At 62.9% G+C, this 23,039-nt stretch carries 17 protein-coding genes and 3 pseudogenes; 16 read left to right on the top strand and 4 right to left on the bottom strand.

Annotated elements, in window-relative coordinates; translation table 11 throughout:
* The first annotated feature begins 231 nt into the window (after positions 1–231).
* The 7 genes and pseudogenes from G9373_RS02930 (at position 232) to G9373_RS02900 (ending at position 8,918) form a co-directional block, all read left to right on the top strand.
* Positions 232–699, top strand: a complete 468-nt coding sequence (locus G9373_RS02930) for a PaaI family thioesterase (RefSeq protein ID WP_133984282.1) — start codon at positions 232–234, stop codon at positions 697–699.
* A 165-nt stretch (positions 700–864) separates the two neighbouring features.
* A complete protein-coding gene (locus G9373_RS02925) occupies positions 865–2,055 on the top strand; it encodes a thiolase family protein (protein ID WP_167113809.1) in 1,191 nt (396 codons plus the stop codon).
* Between the two features lie 477 nt (positions 2,056–2,532).
* Positions 2,533–3,300: an SDR family NAD(P)-dependent oxidoreductase gene (locus tag G9373_RS02920; protein WP_120660831.1), complete on the top strand. Its 768-nt coding sequence runs from the start codon at positions 2,533–2,535 to the stop codon at positions 3,298–3,300.
* Positions 3,297–4,064, top strand: coding sequence for a crotonase/enoyl-CoA hydratase family protein (locus G9373_RS02915; RefSeq protein ID WP_167113806.1), 768 nt, complete (start codon positions 3,297–3,299; stop codon positions 4,062–4,064). The genes G9373_RS02920 and G9373_RS02915 overlap by 4 nt, the downstream gene beginning before the upstream one ends.
* 87 nt (positions 4,065–4,151) lie before the next feature.
* Positions 4,152–5,234, top strand: a complete 1,083-nt coding sequence (locus tag G9373_RS02910) for an acyl-CoA dehydrogenase family protein (protein WP_167113803.1) — start codon at positions 4,152–4,154, stop codon at positions 5,232–5,234.
* A gap of 296 nt (positions 5,235–5,530) precedes the next feature.
* Positions 5,531–7,835 (top strand): annotated as a pseudogene (locus G9373_RS02905) (FdhF/YdeP family oxidoreductase).
* Between the two features lie 483 nt (positions 7,836–8,318).
* A complete protein-coding gene (locus tag G9373_RS02900) occupies positions 8,319–8,918 on the top strand; it encodes a TetR/AcrR family transcriptional regulator (RefSeq protein ID WP_166680596.1) in 600 nt (199 codons plus the stop codon).
* A gap of 189 nt (positions 8,919–9,107) precedes the next feature.
* Here G9373_RS02900 and G9373_RS46175 read toward each other — a convergent pair whose 3' ends face one another.
* Positions 9,108–9,377: a hypothetical protein gene (locus G9373_RS46175; protein WP_240960319.1), complete on the bottom strand. Its 270-nt coding sequence runs from the start codon at positions 9,375–9,377 to the stop codon at positions 9,108–9,110.
* Between the two features lie 423 nt (positions 9,378–9,800).
* Between G9373_RS46175 and G9373_RS46170 the strand changes: the two genes are divergently transcribed.
* Together G9373_RS46170 and G9373_RS02880 are read left to right on the top strand one after the other, a co-directional pair.
* Complete coding sequence (locus tag G9373_RS46170; protein ID WP_166680577.1) at positions 9,801–9,998, top strand: hypothetical protein; 198 nt, start codon at positions 9,801–9,803, stop codon at positions 9,996–9,998.
* Positions 9,999–10,641: 643 nt separating this feature from the next.
* The gene (locus G9373_RS02880) at positions 10,642–11,001 is read left to right on the top strand and encodes a helix-turn-helix domain-containing protein (protein ID WP_120660836.1); all 360 of its coding nucleotides are present in this window, start codon (positions 10,642–10,644) and stop codon (positions 10,999–11,001) included.
* Between the two features lie 211 nt (positions 11,002–11,212).
* On the opposite strand, the gene G9373_RS02875 is transcribed toward G9373_RS02880, so the two are convergent.
* Positions 11,213–11,884, bottom strand: a complete 672-nt coding sequence (locus G9373_RS02875; protein ID WP_120660837.1) for a TetR/AcrR family transcriptional regulator — start codon at positions 11,882–11,884, stop codon at positions 11,213–11,215.
* Positions 11,885–12,080: 196 nt separating this feature from the next.
* On the opposite strand from G9373_RS02875, the gene G9373_RS02870 reads away from it, so the two are divergent.
* Complete coding sequence (locus G9373_RS02870; protein ID WP_133986717.1) at positions 12,081–13,241, top strand: acyl-CoA dehydrogenase family protein; 1,161 nt, start codon at positions 12,081–12,083, stop codon at positions 13,239–13,241.
* A gap of 12 nt (positions 13,242–13,253) precedes the next feature.
* Positions 13,254–14,126 (top strand): enoyl-CoA hydratase/isomerase family protein, encoded by an 873-nt coding sequence (locus G9373_RS02865; RefSeq protein WP_120660838.1) that lies wholly within the window; start codon positions 13,254–13,256, stop codon positions 14,124–14,126.
* A 385-nt stretch (positions 14,127–14,511) separates the two neighbouring features.
* Here G9373_RS02865 and G9373_RS02860 read toward each other — a convergent pair.
* Positions 14,512–15,003 (bottom strand): annotated as a pseudogene (locus G9373_RS02860) (transposase); the annotation flags it as partial.
* Positions 15,004–15,016: 13 nt separating this feature from the next.
* On the opposite strand from G9373_RS02860, the pseudogene G9373_RS02855 reads away from it, so the two are divergent.
* Positions 15,017–15,181, top strand: a pseudogene (locus G9373_RS02855) (IS4 family transposase); the annotation flags it as partial.
* Positions 15,182–15,691: 510 nt separating this feature from the next.
* Here G9373_RS02855 and G9373_RS02840 read toward each other — a convergent pair.
* Positions 15,692–17,404, bottom strand: coding sequence for an aldehyde dehydrogenase family protein (locus tag G9373_RS02840; protein ID WP_167113855.1), 1,713 nt, complete (start codon positions 17,402–17,404; stop codon positions 15,692–15,694).
* A 190-nt stretch (positions 17,405–17,594) separates the two neighbouring features.
* Between G9373_RS02840 and G9373_RS02835 the strand changes: the two genes are divergently transcribed.
* The 4 genes from G9373_RS02835 to G9373_RS02820 all read left to right on the top strand — a co-directional run bounded on the left by G9373_RS02835 (position 17,595) and on the right by G9373_RS02820 (position 22,743).
* Positions 17,595–18,752, top strand: coding sequence for a helix-turn-helix domain-containing protein (locus G9373_RS02835; RefSeq protein ID WP_120660840.1), 1,158 nt, complete (start codon positions 17,595–17,597; stop codon positions 18,750–18,752).
* Between the two features lie 340 nt (positions 18,753–19,092).
* A complete protein-coding gene (locus G9373_RS02830) occupies positions 19,093–20,109 on the top strand; it encodes an AraC family transcriptional regulator (RefSeq protein ID WP_005565063.1) in 1,017 nt (338 codons plus the stop codon).
* Positions 20,110–20,245: 136 nt separating this feature from the next.
* Entirely contained in the window at positions 20,246–21,793 is a 1,548-nt protein-coding gene (locus tag G9373_RS02825; protein WP_005565062.1) for an NAD(P)/FAD-dependent oxidoreductase, read from the top strand.
* Positions 21,790–22,743, top strand: coding sequence for an alpha/beta fold hydrolase (locus G9373_RS02820; protein ID WP_005254725.1), 954 nt, complete (start codon positions 21,790–21,792; stop codon positions 22,741–22,743). The genes G9373_RS02825 and G9373_RS02820 overlap by 4 nt, the downstream gene beginning before the upstream one ends.
* Positions 22,744–23,039 lie beyond the last annotated feature (296 nt).

The following is a 23,039-nucleotide window of genomic DNA, read 5'->3' as shown; positions in this document are numbered from 1 at the left end:
GACCGAGATCGGTTGATGCGTGTTGCAAACACCCTCATGCCGGCGCGTCGGCCACCGGACTTCGTAGCAGCTGGTCGATGCGCCAGCGCCAGTCGGAAGCACGACAGCAGAGTTGCTCATCCGATCTGTCCGATCTCTCGAACCTATCGGTGAAGTGCCCGAAGTTGTCCGATCTGCGTTGACCCCTAGAGTACGGTAAACGATCGTTCCGCAAAGCGATAGGGTGCGACTATGACGATGCAACAAGATGATGTCCACGTTCCTCAGTCGCCGCCGCACGGGTCGAGCTGGGACGAGTGGGCCAGGTGGGCGGAAGGAATGCCGGTCTCCCGACGAATCGGGCTCCGTTGCCTGCAGATCGAGGCCGGCCGAGTGGTGGTGGAGATGAAACACTCGGACTGGCCACTCAACCCGAACGGTGCCGTGCACGGCGGAGCTCTCGTGGCGTGCGCGGACCAAGTTCTTGGAATCGTCACGATGACGATGCTGGCTCCGTCCACCTTGCCGGCAACTGCTTCGATATCCGCAGATTATCTGCGTCCCGCGTTTCCCCCGCTGACCTTCGAGGCAGTCGTGGATCGAATCGGTGCGTCCATGTCGTTCGTGACGGTGCTTGTCCGGGACCGGACCGGGAAGTTGACGACCAAGGTGCACGGAACCCTTGTGCTCGACGGATCGTCACGCCACTTGGCCGGATAGGTGACGTCTCGACCGAGGGGCTGCAGTGAGCTAGGTGTAGCGTGTTAACGATCGTTGACAACTGCATGATGCGAGGCTAAGTTTGCGGGGACAAGCCTTACAAGACCGAGGCTGTTTCGACAGGGTGGCGTTCACGCTCTGCGACCAGGCTGAAGGAGATGAAGAATGACTCGTACTGCGGTCATCGTGGATGCGGTTCGCTCCCCAATGGGTAAGGGGCGTGCCCCCCGAGACGGCAAGCCCGGTGGGGCCCTGTCGTCCGTCCACCCCGCGGATTTGCTCGGTCAAGTGTTCACACGCCTGTTCGAGCGAAACGATATCGATCCGGCTATGGTCGACGATGTCATCACCGGGTGCGTCAGCCAGGTCGGGGAACAGGCCGGTCCCGTCGGTCGATGGGGCTGGTTGGCGGCGGGACTTCCCGAATCCGTGCCCTCCGTCGCCATCCACCGCGCGTGCGGCTCGAGTCAACAGGCGGCCGATTTCGCTGCGCAGGGCGTAATCTCCGGTGTCTACGACATCGTGGTGGCCTCCGGCGTCGAGTCGATGAGCCGAATCCCGATGTTCTCCTCACGTATCGGACAAGACCCTGTCGGGCCCAAGGTGCAAGCCCGTTATGCACCCGGTCTCATCCCGCAGGGCATCTCGGCCGAGTTGATCGCCGCGAGATACCGGTTCTCACGACACGAACTCGATGACTTTTCGGCACGCTCACACGAGTTGGCTGCCGCAGCGGACTTTTCGAGTGAGATCGTCCCGATTACATCGGCCGACGGCATGCTTGTCTCCACTGACGAGACGATCCGGCCCGGCACCACGGTAGAAGCGTTGGCGACCCTCAGGCCGTCGTTCGAGTCGAGTGAAATGTCCGACCGATTCCTTGAAATCAATTGGTCCGTCTCGGCAGGGAACTCGTCGCAGCTGGCCGACGGGGCCGCGGCGATCCTGATCATGACCGAAGAACGCGCAGAGCAGCTAAATCTGCGTCCCCGCGCCAGGTTCCACTCATTCGCTCTCGCGGGGGACGATCCGATTACCATGCTTACCGCGCCCATCCCGGCGACGGAGAAGGTGCTGGCCCGGTCTGGGCTCAGCCTTTCCGACATCGACCATTACGAAGTTAACGAGGCCTTCGCGCCGGTACCGCTCGCCTGGAAGGCCCATTTCGATGCGGACCCCAAAAGGCTGAATCCGCGCGGAGGCGCGATCGCCCTGGGCCACCCGCTGGGAGCCTCAGGAGCACGATTGATGACCACGATGTTGGGCGCTCTCGAGGCCACCGGTGGTCGATACGGACTGCAGACGATGTGTGAAGCCGGCGGCATGGCCAACGCCACCATTATCGAGCGAATCTAGTGGCCTGTGCTAGAAGACTTCTGCCGGTCGTACTGGCTCAGAACGTAGCATCGGACCCTCCGTGCGCGAGGTATTCCGTTCCCCGACTAGGCATCGCGACGCAAACCTAGAAGGCCTCCCAAATGCCGTTGCTCATCATTCATGCTGTCATTGCATGTGTCAGTCTGATCACGCCTCGCCGTGCCACCGAATCGATCCAACGAATCCTTACGAATATCGCTCTCGCACGAGCCAACGCAAGATGGTTAGCCGTGGCAGCGGGCGGCGCACAACACGAGTCGTCTAGCCGTCGTTCATTCACAGACGCCCTGGCCGAGGCGAACCGCGCGACCCCCTAGTCCCGCCATTCCGGGCCGCCGCATCCGCCCGACCTCCGTCGATTTCGTGCTAACAATTTTCGGCGGATCCATCGGGCTTTCACCGCCACTAACCACGGTCAAACTACTTCAACCACGCCGCACTAGAAAGGTCCAGTTTGTGAACCTCAAGGGAATCTCGGCCGTTGTCACCGGTGGTGCTTCGGGACTGGGACTTGCAACGGTGCGGCGGCTGCTCGACGGAGGCGCCGGTTCCGTCATCATTGTCGACCTCGCAACGTCTGACGGAGAGACGATCGCCAAAGAGCTGGGTGATCGCGTGCGGTTCGCCGCGGCAGACGTGCGTGGCGAAGAAGAGGTCGACGCAGCACTCGACGCCGCTGAAGCGTCCGGTCCGGTTCGGGTGCTGGTGCACTGCGCAGGGCGCGGGGGAGCGGTTCGGCTCGTCTCAAAGGACGGCACGCCCGGCTCGCTCGAGACCTACAGTGACGTCGTCAGTATCAACCTGATAGGAACGTTCAACGTGCTGCGGTTGACCGCTGCGAGAATGGCACGGAACGAGCCGATCGATGGTGACCGTGGTGTGTGCATCCTCACCGCGTCCGTCGCTGCATTCGAAGGCCAGATCGGCCAGATCCCCTATGCCTCCGCCAAAGCCGGAATCGTCGGCATGACCATAGTTGCCGCTCGCGATCTGGCCGGCAAAAACATTCGCGTGTGCACCATCGCACCCGGAACCTTCGAAACGCCACTGCTCAATCGCCTGTCGGACGACGTCCGCGCTTCCCTGGCGAAGACCGTACCTCACCCGAGCCGACTCGGACAGCCGGATGAGTACGCCAAACTCGCTCTCCACATCATCGACAATGGAATGCTCAACGGCGAGACTATCCGACTCGACGGTGCGATCCGGATGGCGCCCCGATGAGCTCCACCGTCGCGTTCGAGGTGGTTGAGGGAACCGCGGTGGTCACCCTCAACCGCCCCGAGTCGAGAAACGCCATCGACAAGGCTACCGCCGACGCCATCGCGGCGGCCCTGGACGAGGTCGACCAGCGGACCGACATCGCGGTTTGTGTGCTGGCAGCCGTCGGTGATGTGTTCAGCGCTGGCATGGACCTCAAAGCGTTCAGTGCCACGGGAGAGCGTCCCCTCACTAAGGATCGGGGAGCATTCGGCATCGTCACGCGCCCGCCGACAAAGCCAATTATCGCCGCAGTCGAGGGAAAAGCACTGGGCGGTGGGTTCGAGCTCGCGCTCGCGTGTGACCTCATTGTGGCCAGTGACAACGCACAATTCGGATTGCCCGAAGTCAAACGCGGCCTGGTCGCTGCGGCGGGCGGCGTTCTGCGGCTTCCTCGCAAACTTCCGAGCGCAATCGCGATGGAGCTTGCCCTGACCGGTGAACCGATCGGTGCCGATAGAGCAGCTGCACTCGGGCTTGTGAACCGAGTCGTCCCGGCCGGGGATGCACTGAACACCGCACTGGCCATGGCCTCAACTATCGCAAAGAATGCGCCGATTGCGGTCCGCACCGCCAAATTACTGATCGATCGTTCGACCGAATGGAATCTCAGTGAGGCGTTTGTCAACCAAGCGCCCTACACCGACGCGGTCCGCAACTCGAACGACGCAGCAGAAGGGGCACGGGCGTTCGTCGAGAAGCGCGCGCCGGCCTGGACCAACACTTGACCGACCGGGAGAGCTTTGTGACCGAGCCAATTGTCTATTCAGTCCTCGAGAGGTCCTCCTCAGTTGTGAGAGGCCGTGCACGAACGTGTGCGGTTCGGCGCGCAGGCCGGCGGTGTTGAGATGCGCACAGTATTTGATGCCGAGCATGAAGACATTCGCACTACCGTCCGCAAGTTGCTCCAACGAGATGCCGATCCGGACGACCTCGTCGTCGACGCGGCCACGAACGGTTTCCTGGGAATCGGTGTACCGGAGGAATACGGTGGGGGCGGATCACCCGACCCACGCTTCCTCGTCACCGTAGCTGAGGAATTCGTCCGCGCAGGGCATCTAGGTCATGCCGTCCGTGTCGTGGCTCACGCCGGCGTCGCAGCGCCGCTCATCGCCGAGCACGCCACCGCTGAGACCCGCGCGCAGTGGTTGCCCGGTTTGGCCACCGGGGTCACCCGAGTGGGAATCGGTCGAACCGCCCTACGGGTAACGGCAAGCGGTGACGAACTCATCCTGTACGGGCACGCGCATTCTGTCGTCGACGGTCCGGAAGCAGGCTTGCTTGTATTGCGTGTCTCCGACCCTGCCGCCGACGATGCAGTGGTGTTGGTCGATACAACGTCTCCCGGCATCGCCCGCACCGATGTAGCGACCCCGCTAGCTCTGGGCGGTGCAAACCTGGCCGACCTGATATTCGACGAAGTCAGAGTGCCGGCCAAATCCAGACTCCCTCACGCGGCAGTGGCGGATTTCGACAAGGACGACCGCCTGTGGCTGGCCGTTCTCGCCGTCGCCGGTACTCGTGCCGCTCTCGACACCACGATCGCGTACGTCAAAGAACGCAAGGTGTTCGGAACTCCCGTGGCGTCGTTCGAAAACACCAGAATTGTACTCGGCGAAGCGCTCGCACAATGCGAAGCCGCCGAGACGTTGATCGACGCCGTAATCGCGGAACGAGTGTCATCGACCCTCACCACCGAACGTTCGGCAGTTGCGAAATTGCAGGCGATCGAACTCTTCTCGCGGATTTCCGATCAGGGCATGCAGCTGCACGGCGGGTACGGGTACATGCGGGAATATCCGATATCACAATTGTACGCGGATGCACGCTACTTCCGGCTTGGAATCGACGGGAGTACCGCACTCGCGACGGAGCTGGCTGACCGGATCGCGACGTAGCGTCGTTGCCAGCACTGTGAGACGTGCGGCGGGGGTTCCTGGCAACAGAGCGAAAGCGGTGTGTTGGTCAGGCACCGAATCCTCCCCTACGGTTCGAGGACCAATCCTGTCCAGTTCATCTCGGTGATCTGTGCGGGAGGCGCAGCACTCTGGTCCTAGAGATGGACGGGCGTCCCGAATGTCTTTACCAGTTCCGCACGGACGGATCGCGGCTCGTGACTGGGTTGTGCGGTGACCGCGAAGCGGTGTCGAGGCCCCGCACCTCGTCGAATGGATTGCACGAGGAAACTGATTCCATGATCGACACCACCGACAGGTACATCTTCGACGAGGACGATGTCGTCGTCACGCACGAGAAATCCTATGCGGCAGGTGTTCCTGCGGTGTTGGTGTCGTTGAGTCGTGGGCTCGAGCAGATGGGTCCGGTGCGCACGGCCCGGACGTTGTGGAAGTTGAACCAGCGGGACGGGTTCGACTGTCCGGGGTGTGCGTGGCCGGAGACTCCGGGGCACCGCAAGCATGCGGAGTTCTGTGAGAACGGGGCGAAGGCGGTCGCGGAGGAGGCGACCACCCGAACGGTGACACCGGAGTTCTTCGCCGAGCATTCGGTGGCGGATCTGCTGGGTCGTACCGAGTTCTGGTTGGGGCAGCAGGGCCGGTTGACGCATCCGATGGTGTTGCTGCCGGGGGCCTCGCATTACGAGCCGATCGGCTGGGATGCGGCGTTCGCGATGATCGCCGGCGAGTTGCGGGCGTTGGCATCGCCGCATGAGGCGGTGTTCTACACGTCGGGGCGCACCAGTAATGAGGCGGCGTTCGTGTATCAGTTGATGATTCGGGCGTTCGGGACGAACAATCTGCCGGACTGCTCGAACATGTGCCACGAGTCGTCGGGCAGTGCGTTGGTGGAGACGATCGGGATCGGGAAGGGCTCGGTGACCGTTCCGGATATCGAGAACGCGGACCTGATCCTGATCGCCGGGCAGAACCCGGGCACCAACCACCCGCGGATGCTGTCGACCCTGGAGAAGGCGAAAGCGAATGGGGCGAGGGTGATCGCGATCAACCCGCTGCCGGAGGCCGGGTTGTTGCGGTTCAAGGATCCGCAGAAGGTGCACGGGGTGGTCGGCGACGGTGTGCAGATCGCCGACGAGTTCCTGCAGATCCGGATCGGCGGCGACCAGGCCCTGTTCCAGGGATTTGGGCCGGTTGCCGCTCGAGGCGGAGGACCGCACTCCCGGGACGGTGCTGGACCGCGAGTTCATCGACCGGCACACCGCCGGGTTCGAGGAGTGCGCGGCGCATCTGCGGCAGGTCGATCTCGACACCGTCGTCCAGGCCACCGGGTTGTCGCTCGAACAGATCCAGGCCACGGCGGAGGCGTTGATCGCCTCGAGAAAGACGATCATCTGCTGGGCGATGGGGTTGACCCAGCAAAAGCACGGGGTCGCGACCATTCAAGATGCGGTGAACCTGCTGCTGTTGCAGGGGATGATCGGCAAACCCGGGGCCGGGGTGTGCCCGGTCCGCGGGCACTCGAACGTGCAGGGTGACCGGACGATGGGGATTTGGGAGAAGATGCCCGAATCGTTCCTGGCGGCGCTGGACACCGAATTCGGTATCCGGTCACCGCACACATGGGTGGGATGCGGTCGACTCGATTCGGGCGATGCGGGACGGGAAGGCGTCGGTGTTCGTCGGGATGGGCGGCAACTTCGTCTCGGCGACCCCGGACACCGAGACCACCGAGGCCGCGCTGCGTAACTGTGCGTTGACGGTGCAGGTGTCGACGAAACTGAACCGCTCGCACCTGGTGACCGGGCGAACCGGACTGATCCTGCCCTCGTTGGGCCGTCCGACAAGGATGTGCAGTCCGGTCGGAAGCAGCAGGTGTCGGTGGAGGACTCGATGTCGGTGGTGCACCTGTCCCGCGGCAGCCTCACACCCGCGAGCGACCAGTTGCGCAGCGAGGTGGCGATCGTGTGCGGGATCGCGCAGGCCCTGTTCGGTCCCGACCATTCGGTGCCGTGGCAGGAGTTCACCGCCGACTACGACCGCATCCGCGATTCCATCGCAAGGGTCATTCCCGGGTTCGAGGACTTCAATGCCAGGGTCCGCCGGCCGGACGGGTTCGGGTGGCCGCACCCGCCGCGGGACGAGCGCCGGTTCGTCACCGGCACGGGGAAGGCCAATTTCACGGTCAACGCACTGTCCTGGCTGCCGGTGCCCGAGGGCCGGTTGATCTTGCAGACGATGCGGTCGCATGATCAGTACAACACCACCATCTACGGTCTCGACGACCGCTACCGCGGCGTCAAGGGCGGACGGCGGGTGCTGTTCATCGCCGCCGAGGACATCGCCGCCCTCGGGTACGCCGACGGGGACCGGGTGGACCTGATCTCCGAGTGGGAGGCCCCGGACGGGACGGTGCAGGAGCGCCGGGCGGATGATTTCCGGTTGGTGCCGTACCCGACGCCGCGGGGGAACGTCGCCGCCTACTACCCGGAGACGAATCCGCTGATCCCGCTCGATCACGTGGCGGTCAAGTCGAACACCCCGGTGTCGAAGGCCGTGCTGATCCGGCTCGATAGGCGCCGGTGATGGAACGCGTAATGTCGAGTGACTCTCTTATCGCTCTGACCAATCGCTGCTGCAGGCTTCAGACTCGTATCGACAGAACGCACGTTACGCAGTGAAGGGCGCGCTCGAACGCTGACGCATGGAGCGCGATGTGCCGGCCAGACCGCCGACGTTCACTCCGCAACCGATGTTGCTTCGACGTGCCCAAGCCCGGCCCGGTCTGAGCAGCGCGAACCGTGAGTGTCCTTCGATCCGAGCAACAAGGAAGACTCTTTCCTGGTCGAGACGCAGCGGGCGACATGCTTTGCCGTTCGACACCGGAGTGGGGATGCGACTGACGTCGTCTCCCCGCCATTGATCGGAGTTCCCGATGATGGGTTGCACCTTGTCGAGCTTCGACCAGCTCCTTCAACATTCACCCTACGGGGCGTAATGGGCGAGTCGATATGGGTTCTGAGACCATCTCGGCAACGGTCGTTCACGTTCGTGACGTACGATACTCGGGTGGGAAGAGACGAGAAGATCCTCGAAGTCGCCGAAGAGCTTTTCTTCGAGCGGAGTTTCGATGCCGTTGGTGTCGACGAGATCGGCGAAGCCGCAGGCGTCACTGGATCGGCGATCTACAGGCACTTCGAGGGGAAGAACGAAATCCTCGCGACGCTCTTCGATCGAGCGATTGACGCAATGTTGGTCGGTTTAACCGCACCTCACGACGATCCCCACCAAGAACTGAGACAACTCATCGATGGTCTCGTATCCTTTGCGCTGACGCATCGACGTCTGGCAGGAATCTGGGAGCGCGAACATCGTGCATTGGCGGAGCCGTACAAGCGTCGTTACCAGCGTCGACTCCGTCGCTACGTCGAGCGGTGGACGGACTGTCTGGAACGGCTGTATCCGGGTTGGTCAGCCGATCGACTGCGCACAGCAACTCGCGCTGTGCAAGCATTGCTGATGTCAGACGCCACGAGGTCCGGTGGTCCCGCGGGTTCGAAGGACGTGGGTCCCTTTCTGGCTGACATGGCTGTTCGTAGTCTGGAGGCTCTGGGGGGAGAGCGGAACGGAAAGATCTCGAAACGGTCGGTCTCAACGACAGACCATTAGCGCATGTACGGACCAAGAAGTTGCGATTCGCCGCTCTATAATACGACCGTCGCCTATTAGAAGGCCGGGCAACAATAAACCGTGGGCACATCGACGTCTGTCACATTCGACCGCTTCCTTTCTGTCCTTCGCACGGAAGGCAGCCGAATCGCGGCCATGCCGGTTGACGCATTGAATGCTCCAGTGCCGTCATGCCCGGGATGGACGCTGGAACAGGTGGTTCGCCATGTCGGGAAGGTTCAGCTGTGGGTGGCTGCTGCGCTGCGAGCCGATCCGCATGCGGAGATCAGTCAAATACGGACCGACCGCGGGATGCCTCGCGGACGTGCGTGCCTCGTCGAGTATTCCGGAGTACTCGACGAGTTGCTCGCTGAGTTCGCGCGGGTCGACCCCGGGCGACCTGTACCGACGATCGGTGGATCCGGCACAGCCGCCTCGTGGGCCCGTCGGCAGGCCCACGAGGCAACCGTGCATCGATTCGACGCTGCCGATGCTGTGCGCGGTGTAGGTGGATCGGCGCCAGAGGGCGCCGACACGGAAGTCGCCGCGGACGGTGTCGACGAGTGGGCACGATTAATGCTGCCGCGAGCCCTCGAATCCGGTGGTACGCCGGTAGCTCTCCGGGGTCAGTCGGTCCACCTTCAGTGCACCGACGCAGCCGACGCCGAATGGTTACTCGAGTTCTCCGACGAATCAGTCGCAGTTACTCGTGGCCACGCGAAAGACGTTGCGGCGTTGAGTGGACCGGCTCAAGATGTGCTACTCGTATTGTGGCGTCGACGCCCGTTCGAGTTGCTGCAGGTCAACGGAGACGACTCACTGGTCCAGGATCTGCTCGGGGCCGTTCGAGTATGACAGCCTCGGCTGGACGTGGACTGGCAGATGGCTACGACGACACCGGCGGGAACGCGTGCGGACGCGGTGAAGAACCGCGCCCACATTCTGGAGATCGCCGCGTCAGTGATCTCCAAGGAGGGTGTGACGGGATCGATGGACACTGTGATGGTGAGTCCGCTCGCGTGCGTTCCCGGTACCGCCGACAGCTGGCCGACACCGCGATCGGTGGGCATCCGGTCATGATCGACCTTCGGGTGCGTCGATCTTCTGACACCATTGATTGCACGGCAAAGACTTTCGGGCGGCTCTGCGTTTGTTGAGTGGCCGCCAGGGCCGCGTTCCACGCCTTGACGACTGGTCGGCGGAGCTTCTCCTGGCTCCATTCGCTCTCGACCTGGCCATTGTCGACGGCCTCGACCGGGCCCATCATGAAGGGGTAATAGTTCGACGTGTCGACAACGATCGTGTCGTCAGGCACGCCGGCCAGTAAGTCAGCGAGATCCGACTGGACGGAGAACGGGACTGAAAGCGCGATGACGTCACGGTCCGCGACTGCAGCGTCCACCTCATCCGCACGCACTCCCGCCGCCAGAAGTTCTTCGGCAACGGCTTCCGGTCCGCGGGCATCGGCGGCGACAACATCGTGTCCGGATTCGCTGAGACGACGTGCGAGGTTACTGCCGATCGCTCCGGCACCGATTACAGTGATTTTCATCGTTTCCTTCGTGTGTTCCCGCTCAGCGGGGTGCGGGCAAGCAGATGTTGATAGGCAATCGGCGGGCGTGGGCCAACGTCGTACTAGATGTACACATATGCGTGTACATCTACCTAGCTGATGTACGCACGAATGTGTACAGCGCAGTTTCGATCGGTGAGGAAGCGGACCATGGCAAGTCGTTTGGCGCGCCCGCTCTCAATCCCGGCCGAGGATGATCTCGACCCGTTCGAGGCGATGTTTGCACTGACTGATCCCGTCCGCCGTGCGATCGTTCACTCCATCGCCCAGGAGCCCGGGACGGCGTGCAGCGACTCAGACTTCGGAGTATCAAAGTCGGCGCTGACAAGACACCGGCGTGTGCTCCGCGAGTCCGAGATCATCAAGCAGGAAGTCGACGGCAATCGCCACCGGAACTGGCTTCGCAGTGAGGAACTCGACCGAATATTCCCTGGCCTGATGGACCTTGTCCTGCGCGAGCACGACGCCGCTCTGCCAAAGTCTGACGAAGCTGGCTCGGGCGCCAGCTGACTCCAGCGCGCGTCCCTGTCAACGTCGCCATTTCCACTTCCTTCTTGTTACTGGTGGCGAACATGTTGTGTCACAGTCTCGAAGGTTCGATATCTGTACAGCTATCGCGACAGAAGCCGGGATGGTCGATGAAACGTGGCGCGGCCAAATTCGGCGGGCCTGGTGGAGGTCGCGGGCTACGGCTACGGCTAGCATGCCGCCTTTTGCGGGCTCAATCTGGCGGGGGGGACGAGCTAGGTTCGGGTGCGGTCGTCTCCAACCGCCAACGGCGCGGCTCGCAGCCGGGGCGACCGGCAGTGAAGGCGACGTCGACTAGATCGCCTGCGCGGGAGACCAGATCCTGGTCGTCGAGGAGGCCGGCTGCCCACTGATGTACCAGGCCCACAAGTCCGCTGAAGATGGTGGCTGCGAGGCGGCGCAGATCAATGCCAGCAGCGATCTGGTGTTCGTCGACTGCCTGTTCAAGGCAATTTAGGAGGGCGTGACTTGGCTCGCGCTGGATTACACGGCCGCTGTCACCCCACGAGGAGATGAGAGCCTTGAACACTGGCGCATCGTCGACGACCGCTTGTGTGACCCTCTCGACTATCGCGCGGGCGCGGTTCTGCGGGTCCCGAATGGGGGCTACGTGCGCTTGCCAGTCCGCAAGCGCATCGTCGGCTAACGCTGCCCACAGGTCATCTCGAGCCCCGATGAGGTTGAAAATGGTCATTTGGGACACACCGGCCCGGTCCGCAATTTGCGGCATCGTCAGCCGTTCCCCAGGCCCCTCGCGCAGAAGGCCCCGCGCGGCAGTCAAGATTCGTCCAATTCGTTCGCGCTTGGCCTGCTCTCTTCTGCCCTCAGTGGTGCTCCCTGCTGCAGGTTCCGCGCCCTCGGTCATTACTCCTCGTCTCGCCCGCCAACACCGCGTGTTTGTTCCGCGACGCAGCCTACTTGCCCGCTCTCCACAATTCTTATATGGTCATATAAGTTTGCAATCTACGCTCTCGGACGCACATCCACTTCAGAGGCACCATTCACTCTTGTTAGGGGTAGTTATGACCAACACGACCGTCGCCGGCACCGCGCCACCTGTCATGGACTTGTTTCCTTCGGACGAAGAGCGGGCGCTGCGAGAGACTGTTTCCCAGATCGCTCACGGCTTCGGTCACACCTGGTACATGGATCAGGTTCGCAATGGCGGCGGTGCGCGAGAGATGTGGGACGTGTTGGGGGCGCAGGGATTCCTCGGAGTGTGCTTGCCCGAGGAATACGGCGGCGGAGGGCAGAGCCTGCACGCCCTGGTAGCGGTGATGGAGGAGACTGCTGCGGCTGGTTGTCCCATGGTCCCTCTGGTTTTCTCGCAAGCGATCTGCGGCCAGCTCATCACCAAGTTCGGCACCGAGCAGCACAAAAAGGACTGGATCCCGGGTATCGCCAGTGGCGCTCTTCGTTTCTCCTTCGCGATCACAGAACCAGATGCCGGCACCAACTCACATAAAATCAGCACGCACGCCGTCAAGTCAGCCGATGGAGGATGGGTCCTATCCGGTACCAAGACCTTCATCTCGGGCGTCGAAGACGCTGACAAGATCGTCGTGGTGGCTCGCACGGGCGACCGGCCAGACGGACGTGGTGGGCTGCTCTCACTGTTTATTGTCGACGCCGACGCCGTGGGCATGGAACGGCAACTCATCCCGATGGCGGTGGATGTCCCCGAAAAGCAGTGGACTCTTTTCTTCGACGATGTCCGCGTGAGCGGCGACCGACTCATCGGAGGGGAGAACAACGGTCTGCGTGCCGTGTTCGAGGGTCTCAATCCCGAGCGCATCTTGGGGGCTACCCAGACCATAGGCCTGGGTAGATTCGCTCTAGACAAGGCGGTCAGATACGCCACGGAGCGCAACGTGTGGGGGGTGCCGATCGGTGCGCACCAGGGTGTCTCGCACCCGCTGGCCGCTGCGAAGGTTGAGCTCGAAGCGGCCAAGCTGCTTGTCCAGAAGGCATGTGCGTTGTACGATGCGGCCGACCCGCGGGCCGGCGAGGTCGCCAATATGGCTAAGTACGCCGCCGGCGAGGCCGGAACTCACTGCATTGATCAGGCCATTCAGGTCCACGGCGGAAATGGCTTGACCCTCGAGTACGGCCTCACCGACGTGTGGTGGCTGGCGCGGCTCATCAAGATTGCGCCGGTCTCGCATCAGATGGTTCTGAACTTCGTGGCCGAGCACTCACTCGGGCTGCCCAAATCCTACTGATTGGACCGTACGATGACAGACACTCTGAAAAACGTTGACGCGGAATCGACGGACGGGCCGAACGTTCTTACCGAGCGTGTCCGAAACACCCTCATGGTTACGCTCCACCGGCCCGATCGCGGCAACTCGGTGCACGGGGCCCTGTTCCGGGACGTTGTCAACGCCTTCGAAGCAGCCCATGCAGACGAAAACGTGCGCGCTATCGCGACAATCGGCGCAGGGTCAACGTTCTGCGTCGGCGCTGACCGCGACGTCTTCGCAAGCCTTGCGCAGGCCGGCGGCATCGATCTCAATGAGGTGGGATTTCAGGGCGCGCTCGGAGGCGATTGGGGAATGCCGCCGCAGTCGCGCGAGCAGCGCAGGGCAGACACGCTTGGTGTCGGCCGCTGGGTTCAACGGATGATGGATATCGGCACACCGAGCATCGCGGGAATCAACGGCGGAGCGGCAGGGGGCGGTCTGGCGTTCGCGCTAATGCACGACTTTCGCATCGCGTCGACCAGGGCCAGGCTGGTGCCTGCGTTCATTCCCCTTGGCGTGTCCCCAGAGATGGGGTTGAGCTACATCCTGCCGCGGCTCGTCGGATATTCGAAGGCGTTCGAACTCTTGACTCGCCTCGCGCCCATCGAGGCCGACGAGGCGCTAGAACTCGGGCTCGTGAATCAGGTCGTGGAACCATCCGAGCTTCGGGACGCGGTCCTGGCTCGGGCAGATGAGATCGCGAAGTTACCGCCCGTGGCCGTTAGTATGGTCAAGCGCCTGCTGCGGCAGTCCTTGGAATCGACCCTCGATGTCCAACTCGAGCGCGAATGGCACAATCAGACACGCCTCTTTGGGTTCTCGGACATGGGCCCCCGCGTACGGGCATACCTTCAGCAATTCTAATCGATCAGAATATGATCGCCGCGCCGCGAAACGACACTGTAACGGCGTAGAAGTCGTCGGGTGGGCAGCGCCGACCCACCCGGGTGAATTTCGGTGCGGCTCCCAAAAGTGTTGTCACTCACAGGGCCAGATGCCGACGTCAAGTAGCCGGAAGTCTCAAATTCGATGCACTGAGCACCAGCAGATAACGAGGATACAAGCAGTTCAGGAACTCTCGAACGACGGTCAACTGTCTCAGCCTGAATTCACCGATTCGCTGACCTGATCGCTGCGAGTTTCGTTGGGCGGCATGGAACGGTGTGTGGGCATGGTTGAGCGTCCGATCTCTCGTGTCGGGTTGTTCCACTGAGGCTTTCGCGTCGAGGGCGGGCAGGTGCCCTGGGCGTTAGGCGACGATCGGGTGTGCGTGACCGAAGGTGTTGTCGGACAAGTTGTGCCACGTTGTTTCCCACGGCCAGTCGGTCGGCAGGTGCAGCGTCAACCGTCTCGCCGAGGACGCGATGCGCGCGGGGACTGAGACGAGGGTGCGCCGGAGGGTGCCGGTGGTCGCTTTCGTCAGTTTGGGATCGCCGGTGAGGGTGCCGGCGGCACGGGTGAGGTTGAACGCCATCACCGCGCAGAGCAGCCAGGCGGCGTTCGCCGGAAACGAGTTCGAGGGTAGATGCGCGAGAGCGGAGTTCTTCAGGTTCGCGTGCAGCTGCTCGATGATGGCGTTCTGACGGTGAGTCTTGTCGGCGGCGACGGTATCGAGGTCGTCGGGGTCGGTGGTGGTGAAGAACGTGTGGAACCGACACACGTCGAACAACGTGCCCTGTCCCTGGTCCTTGGGCGGTCGCAGGTCGGGGATGCGGCACACCACCAACCGACCCGGGATCTGGTGACCACGCGCCGTGCTGCGGTCGAAATCCCCACCGTTGGTCCGGCAGGAAATCTGGGGGCACCTGTGCTGTCACTACGCCATTCGCACCCTGATGCGCGATGCCGCGACCGCCGGCAGTCACGACCCGGACCGGATGTCCTTCGTCGCCGCCTTGCGGATCACCCGAAGATCACTGTCCCACAGCTCTCTTCCCCCTCCTAGCCGCAACGTCGCCACCAGATTGTGGAATCAGGGCATCGCCAAACTACTGCGCCGTATCAACCCGGTACGCCGCCACTGCGCCAAACCCCGGGTCGTCAAACGAAGGTCCTCAAATGGGCAGCCAAACGTGCGCACCACCAACACCATCCACAACCCACCCAGCCGCCGAAATGCACCATCATTGTTCACTAACTGAACGGTATTGACAGGCTAAACCGGGATTGGGTGACTCAGTTCGATCTGAGGCATGACACGCTGCGGCTGTGCCTCGGTGTGGTAGTTCCACTCGACGTCGCTTCGGAATAGTGTGGAGAAGGCCGTCGGCATGCGGGCGAATATGTTGTTGTCTTCCGGTCCCGCTTCCAGCGTGACGACGGAGTTGCGTGGATCTGCGCTGAGCCGTTTGGCGAGTACGGTTCCCCGAGGAGCCCTTACCGACTCGACAGAGTTGGCGGAGATGTTGTGGCGGCGCGGTGTTCCTCTTCTATCCGCGGAGGGCGGACGCGAAGATGCCGGGAAGTTTCGTCCAAGACGGTTTCGCGGCGAATGCCGTCAGTAGTCGACCGGTGGTGGCGGCGGTTCGATTGGTGACGAACCATGGCGGCTTGGGCGAGATGGTCCATTCGCCGTTGACGATCGATCGCGGCGCCGGGCGGAACGGTCCGCGGACAACTGTGCGTTCGGCTCCGTCGATGAGCAGGGCATTGTGGACCATGCCCATTCCGCTTTGGATGTCGTCGATTGTATGGCCCGGGAATGCGCCCCAGGTGGCGCCGGCGGTCAGGAAGCCGACACCGGTCCAGGCGTTCACCGCGATCGTTCCGTAGTTGAGCTCCGCCAAGAGTATGTCGAACCCGGTGCCCATCTGTTGGATCGATCGGGGGTGGGCGATGATGTTGATTCCGAGGGTTCCGACGAAGTCGGAGTTGGCCGTGCGCACGGCCGCAGCCGCGAATGCTTCATCAGCGTGGGGGAGTTCGACAATGCCGAGAACCGGCGCGAAGTACTCGGTCTGCAGGAGTGTGGCCTCGTCCGTCGGGTCGATGTCGTGGATCAGCACCCGTCCACTTCCGAGCTTGTCGGCATGAGGATAGGCCGTGAGGGCCGCTTCGACGCGGTTGGCGCTCCCGGGATAGTAGGGGTTGCGACCGGGAGTGTTGTTCAGCGCCGTGCGCAGGGCGGCCACGAACTGGTCGCGTTGCTTCCACTTGGATGAGAGCACGACGACCTGCGAGGCAACGCAGTTGTATCCGCCGTTGTGGAGACGTTGCGTGGCAACGTGTTCCGCCTGGTATTTGATGTCGGCGTCGCTCCACTCGCCGGGTAGCACAATTGTGGGTGACACGCCGCCGAGCTCGCTCGTCATCGGCTTGTTCAGCACGGGATCGTTGGCCGCTCGACGGGCGGCACCCTCCTGGCCCGGGCCGAAGACGATGGTGTCATGGGTGATTGAGCTACCGGTCATGTGCACATGGTGGACCGCCGCGTGGTTGACCAGGTAGGTGCCGAGCTCGGCTCCTCCGGTGAGCACACGAACTGCTCCTACCTCGATCAGTGGTGCGAGGACCTTGGTGAAGACCGGGAGCATCGGGTCTGTGATCGGGTTGAGCTTGAGTGCGACGACGCGGTTGTGTGCGAAGAGTTCGTAGAGAGTGTCCAGCGGTGCGATGGACATGATGTTGCCTGCACCCAGCACGGCGCCGATGCCGTGGGTGTGGGCCGGATCGAGCTGGGCGAGGCCGGCGGTCTGCCTGGCGCGCTCGACGTCGGTTCCCGGCTGCAGCCATACCTCGGCGCTGAATCCGTTCAGCAGCAGCCGGTCGAAGATGCCGAGGGGAAGGACTCGGACCGTTGTGCGACCACCCGGCGCGGATCCGAATGTCGCGGCGGCGATGGGGCTGGTGCCGGTCTCGAGGGAGGCCAGGCTGTGTGCCAGCGTGGCGGCACCGCCGGCGAATGCGTAGGGACCGGAGATCCATTCCTCTCCGACCAGTGGGGACGAGGGGTCGAGCTCTTTGATCGCGGTGGCGGCGGTGACCCACTCCTCGGCGTGGGCGGCGGTGAGGTCCCGAACCCGCTCGAGCAGCGCCCGTCGAGCAGAGAGGGGCAGCGACGCCCATGTTTTCTCGCCAGTGCTCAGCTCGTCGAGGGCCCGGTCGACGGTCGGGTGTCCTGTGGGGGTGTTCGTGACGTGCATGTCGGAACCGGTTTCGTTGGGCACTGCGATCACTCGTCTCTGTGCTGGGGGTGGGAACCGCGGCGCGGTATATGGATTGTGGTCTCGTCGGGCCCTGGTCCGCTATGGGCCGCTGCTCGTCAACATCCGCGTCTGGTTGTGCCGTTGCACAACTTCGTGGTGTCCACCAGTTCGGGTCTAGGCTGGCCCCATGTCGAGAGCGGCCGCGAAACCCGTGCATGTGCGGAACACCCTGCTTCTCCCGCTGCTGACAACGGTGGATGGCATGGCTTCGGAGTTGGTTGCACGCATACTGTCCGCCGAGCGCGGCTACCTCGAGTCATCCTTGCTGACCCGCGAGCAGCTGTATGACGCGTGTCATGCCAACCTGCTGGCGATGATCACCTGTTTGGCGGGCGAGGTCGAGCCGGAGCTCGAGTCGGCCGCCGAGGCTGGGCGGCTCAAAGCCGAACAGGGTGTTCCGCTCGCCGCCCTGTTGCACGCCTTCCGTCTGGGCGGTCGGCTGATCTGGGAAGAACTGATGAACCGGTCGGAGGCGGAGGCGACGCGCGCGCTGCTCGATATGGCCGCCCAGATCTGGGCGATGGTCGATGTGTGTTCGGATGCGGCCGCCGAGGCCTATCGACACACGGTCGACGCCCGAAGCGAGGAGGATGCCGAGTCGCGGCGACGTCTTATTCGAGCACTGTTCGGCGACCACGCGTCCAATCGGTCTGCGGTGGCAGCCGCTGTGCATACCTTGCGGATTCCCGAACGTGGCAGTTTCGTGGTGATTTCCGCGGATTCGGACCGGCTCGAGTTCTCCACGCGTGAGGTAGGCGCGGTGTGGGATTCGGAGGCCGACGGCGTTCTCGGTCTGCTGTTCGGGCGGTCGGACGCGATAGTCAACGAGGTGGTCGCGCATCTGGACGTATCCGGCGCGGTGGGGGTCAGCGAGATGTTCACTTCGCCGTCCGGAACGGCCAAGGCTGTTGCCCAGGCCAGGTTGGCGCGGGCTTGCGCGCGCGTTGACGACAGTGCTGTCACACGTTTTGGCGCGGTTCCGGTGCCGCTGTTGCTAGCGACCCATCCCGACAGCAGCCGCATCGCTGTCCGTCAGATCTTCGGGTCGCTACTCGATCTGCCCGAGGTCGAGCGAAACAGCCTGCTGGCGACGCTCGACGCCTGGTTCGCATCCAAGGGGTCCACGAGTGACGCCGCCGCGCGCCTGCACTACCACCGCAACACCGTCCTCTATCGACTCCGGCGGATCGGCGACCTGACCGGTAGGGATTTTATGAATCCGGCGCAGGCCGCGGAGCTCTTCGTCGGGCTTCGCGCGTTTCAGCTGGGTGAAGACGGGAGATGACGAACTACAGACGGGCGGCGCGAGCGCATCATCGTTCCAGGATGTCATCTCACAGGCACGACATCGAGACAGTCGATTCGGGTGCATTCGCTCCTGACGATGAAACTGATTGCGTCACAACCTATTAGCCTCCACAGGCTGAGTTGTGTCATCTAACCTTGACGAGAACCCCTGGTATTTGACCCTGCTAGTCAGATCTGATGTGGTGATGCGGACGGAACCTGCGCCGTCGCACCGGCAAGCTCAAGGGTAAACGCGGCTGCAGTGACTCGCCCGATAATTGAGAACCACCCCGGCCAAAAACTTGTCTTTGTGCGACACTGCGCCCACACTGGGATCCGTGGCTGTCTTGACGCGAGGTTCGGCGATCTCCCGGGTAGACGAGCTCATCACCGAACTCGGAGGTGATGCCGACGCTCTCCTCCGGTCCCACGGCATCGATCCGCTCGCAGTCGGCGACTTCGACCGATATGTCCGCTACGAAGACGCGGCCGCGGTTCTCGGACACGCCGCCCGCGAGTTCGACTGTCTCGACTTCGGATTGCGTCTCGGTGGCATGCAGAGCATCGCATCGCTGGGACCGCTGAGCGTCATCCTGCGGAATGCTGAGACAGTGGGCGAAGCGATCACCAACGTCTGTCGCTTCCTCGGAAACCTCGCTCCGGCCGACACTGCGCGGCTGACCACCTCGGCGGGATCGGCGATCTACTCGTACTCGACGATCCTCCACAACGACTTCGACCGGCGCCAGACGGTGGAGAAGAGCCAAACACTGGCCATGAACGCGATCAACGTCATGAGCGGCGACAGAGTGATCCCGATAAAGGTCACGTTCCAGCATGAACGGCTCGCACCATTGGAGTCCTACTTCGACGTGTTCGCTTGCCCCGTGGAGTTCGGCCAGAGTCAGAACGCTATTCACCTGTCGCCGGCACATCTCACCCGCGTCATCGAGGATCGCGACGAAGCCGCACTCGCACTTGCTCAGGAATATCTGGCCCGGGTCCATTCCGGCGTGGCGCTGGCCGAGCATGTCCGCGACGTCACGCGGCGCTTGCTGCTGGTCGGCGAGGCGGGTCTCAGCCGGGTGGCCCGAGCGGTGTCACTGCATGAGCGCACGCTGCAACGCGAACTTGCGGCCGAAGGCACGACCTTCGAGAAGATACTCGACGAGGTTCGACGGGCGACAGCCTGGGAGCTCGCCGCAACCGGCTTGCAGGCCTCGCAGCTCGCCTCGGCCCTGGGCTATGCCGAACAGAGCAGCTTCACCCGGGCCTGCCGCCGCTGGTACGGCGAATCGCCGCGCGACCTGCTCAAACGGCGCCGCGGTAGCCGCCCGGAGGATCCGATCCTCTAGGTGGTCGGCGCAACCGACGCCCACTTGGCACTGTCGCCAAATGGCAAAATTATGTCGTCTGAGGACAAGTTTTCCCGCCGCCTGGTTGCGAGGCTTGTAAGCATCGTCACACTGAAGCTCAACTACGGGAGTTGACATGCCTAAAGCCCATGCGCCTGATTCGGGCCTCGCATTCGATCACGTCGACGTCCTCGTCGTCGGCGCCGGCCTCTCCGGGATCGGGATGGGATACACTCTCAAGCATTCACAGCCCGGCCGAACCTTCGCGATCGTCGATGGGCGCGAATCGCTCGGCGGTACGTGGGATCTATTCCGCTACCCCGGGATTCGATCGGATTCCGATATGCAGGCGTATGGCTTCGGTTTCAAGCCATGGCGCCGTGACAACTCGATCGCCGACGCCCACGAGATCCTCGACTACCTCCGGGAAACCGTCAGCGAAAACGGTCTGCAGCGCCACATCCATCTCGGTTTCACGGTCGTTCGGGCGGATTTCTCGACACCCGAGCAGCGTTGGGTGGTCACCCTCGAGCGCGTCAGTGACGGAGTCCGACACGACGTGACCGCGTCGATGTTGTTCTCGGCCGCCGGCTATTACGACGCCGGCGAGGGTTTCACGCCGGACTTCGCGGGCCGTGATGACTTCGAGGGACAGATCGTCCACCCGCAGCATTGGCCCGAAGACCTGGATTACTCGGGCAAGAAGGTTGTGGTCATCGGAAGTGGCGCCACCGCGGTCACACTTCTGCCGTCGATTGCGGAGGAGGCCGAGCACGTCACAATGCTGCAGCGATCCCCGTCCTACGTGATTCCCATCCCACGCAAGGATCCGCTCGCTAACACTCTCCGAAGAATCCTCCCCGAGAAGACTGCCTACTCGATCTCCCGTGAGATCAGCATTCGGAAAGGGAATCTCGTCTACAAGGGCAGCCGGAAGTTCCCTCGACAGGCTCGGGCACTCGTCCGCAAAATCACGGCCGCCGCGCTCCCGGAGGGCTTCGACGTCGACACTCACTTCCATCCGGAGTACGACCCGTGGGACCAGCGCATGTGCACGGTCCCAGATGGTGACCTGTTCAAAGCAATCGCGAAGGGCCGCGCGGCGGTTGTCACCGACAAGATCGTGCGGTTCACTGAAACCGGGATCGAACTCGAATCAGGCACACGGCTCGACGCCGACATCATCGTCACCGCCACGGGTCTGAATATGGTGCCTTTCGGAAAGATCGCATTCGAGGTGGACGGCCAACGGATCGATCTACCCGATCACGTCATCTACAAGAGCGCGATGGTGAGCGGCCTCCCGAACTTCGCGTTCACCGTTGGGTACATCAACCACTCGTGGACTCTCAAAGCAGACCTCGTCGCACAGTGGTTCTGCCGACTTCTCGACCACATGAGCGAGAACGGCTACTCCAGCGTCGTACCCGTCGTCTCGGACAGTTCGATGCCGGTCAAGCGATTCTTCGAATTCGACGCGGGCTACATCAACCGGGCGATGCACTTGTTCCCCAAACAGGGCACCCACGGACCGTGGCAAGCTCCCCAGGATTTTAACCACGACCGGATCGTTCTCGGCAAGGACCCGATCGACGACCCCGAGCTTCGCTTCACGTCGGCCGCTTCACCTGCCGCCGGTTTCGCGGACGACGCGACCGAGCAAGTCAAAGAAGCCGTCCAGTGACCAACGCACCGACCACGCATGAGACCCCCGCACCCACCGCCGACAAAGCCACTCGGCCAGGTGAGCCAACGCGATTCGCCGACGCCACCGACGGCGTCAAGCTCGCGATCTACGAGTACGGCGACAGCGATCGGCCAACGGTGCTGTTCGTCCATGGATATCCCGACGACCACTCGGTCTGGGAACCGGTAATCGCTCTAACGGCCGGCGACTTCCACGTCGTCACATACGACGTGCGCGGTACCGGAGCATCAGGGCAACCCGCCAAGCGGGGCGGGTATGCGATGTCCCAGTTGCGAGACGATCTCGCCACCGTCATCTCCCTGACCAGTCCCGACTCACCCGTTCATCTGGTCGCCCACGACTGGGGATCGATCCAAAGCTGGGCCGCCGTATCCGATTCAGCGTTTGCCAACAAACTGGCGTCTTTCACGTCAGTCTCGGGGCCGGGCCTGGACATGGCCGGTGCGTGGTTGCGACGTGGGCACCGTCACCCGCGTAAGTTCGCACGTCAACTGGTTGACTCCTGGTACATCGTCGCGTTCCAACTCCCTTTCCTCCCCGAACTGCTGGTGCGGCGCGGTGTCGTCGAGAAAATGGTCTCGCGATCCGAGAACATCGGCGTGCCGACCGACCGTCAGATCCCGTCCGGACGCCGGTCACGGCGTGACGCAATAAACGGGATCGGGTTGTACCGCGCCAATTTTCGCCACCTGCTCACGCCACGTCCCACTCGAGCGGTGTGTCCGGTGCAGGTTCTCGCCCCGACCGACGACGCCCACGTGACCGTTCCGCTCGGACTCGAAGCACCAAAGCCGTTCGTGGACCGCCTGTGCACGCACGCGATTCCGGGCAACCATTGGGTGGTGGAGCAGAACCCCACCCTGATCACCACCCTCGTCACCGAGTTCATCAGCACCATCACGCAGCAGGACGAAGATTCGAGATGACCATCAGACCACAGCGCCGCAGCGACCCCAGTAAGGTCGCGCTTCCCGCCCGCAACGTGAATTTCGGCCGGCCGGATTGCCGTTCGAGTCGAGGCCGGGTGGGCGCTTCTCCTCGTACTACATCAACATCCGTCACCTCCGGTTCGTTGAAGGTGAACACTGGTTCGTGAAGGTTTTGGAAGTACTCCTGCCGACCTATCATCCGTCCCATGAGGGCTCGGCATAACAGGCCGTCGCCTATCTGGTGACGTCGCCCGCGGCGATACGGGCGGACGCTGTTGCGGACGCCCCGACAT

Origin of the sequence: Rhodococcus sp. A14, assembly GCF_011603105.1 — a bacterium.
Classification (GTDB): Bacteria; Actinomycetota; Actinomycetes; order Mycobacteriales; family Mycobacteriaceae; genus Rhodococcus_F; species Rhodococcus_F opacus.
The sequence above is the reverse complement of the archived record's forward strand: the minus strand, read 5'-3'. Positions and strand labels throughout refer to the sequence as shown.

Excerpts from the sequence above, each read along its gene's own strand:
- G9373_RS02930 (WP_133984282.1), top strand. The coding sequence starts at position 232 with ATGACGATGCAACAAGATGATGTCCACGTTCCTCAGTCGCCGCCGCAC.
- G9373_RS02925 (WP_167113809.1), top strand. The coding sequence starts at position 865 with ATGACTCGTACTGCGGTCATCGTGGATGCGGTTCGCTCCCCAATGGGT.
- G9373_RS02915 (WP_167113806.1), top strand. The coding sequence starts at position 3,297 with ATGAGCTCCACCGTCGCGTTCGAGGTGGTTGAGGGAACCGCGGTGGTC.
- G9373_RS46170 (WP_166680577.1), top strand. The coding sequence starts at position 9,801 with ATGGCTACGACGACACCGGCGGGAACGCGTGCGGACGCGGTGAAGAAC.
- G9373_RS02880 (WP_120660836.1), top strand. The coding sequence starts at position 10,642 with ATGGCAAGTCGTTTGGCGCGCCCGCTCTCAATCCCGGCCGAGGATGAT.
- G9373_RS02875 (WP_120660837.1), bottom strand. The coding sequence starts at position 11,884 with ATGACCGAGGGCGCGGAACCTGCAGCAGGGAGCACCACTGAGGGCAGA.
- G9373_RS02870 (WP_133986717.1), top strand. The coding sequence starts at position 12,081 with ATGGACTTGTTTCCTTCGGACGAAGAGCGGGCGCTGCGAGAGACTGTT.
- G9373_RS02865 (WP_120660838.1), top strand. The coding sequence starts at position 13,254 with ATGACAGACACTCTGAAAAACGTTGACGCGGAATCGACGGACGGGCCG.
- G9373_RS02840 (WP_167113855.1), bottom strand. The coding sequence starts at position 17,404 with ATGCACGTCACGAACACCCCCACAGGACACCCGACCGTCGACCGGGCC.
- G9373_RS02835 (WP_120660840.1), top strand. The coding sequence starts at position 17,595 with ATGTCGAGAGCGGCCGCGAAACCCGTGCATGTGCGGAACACCCTGCTT.
- G9373_RS02825 (WP_005565062.1), top strand. The coding sequence starts at position 20,246 with ATGCCTAAAGCCCATGCGCCTGATTCGGGCCTCGCATTCGATCACGTC.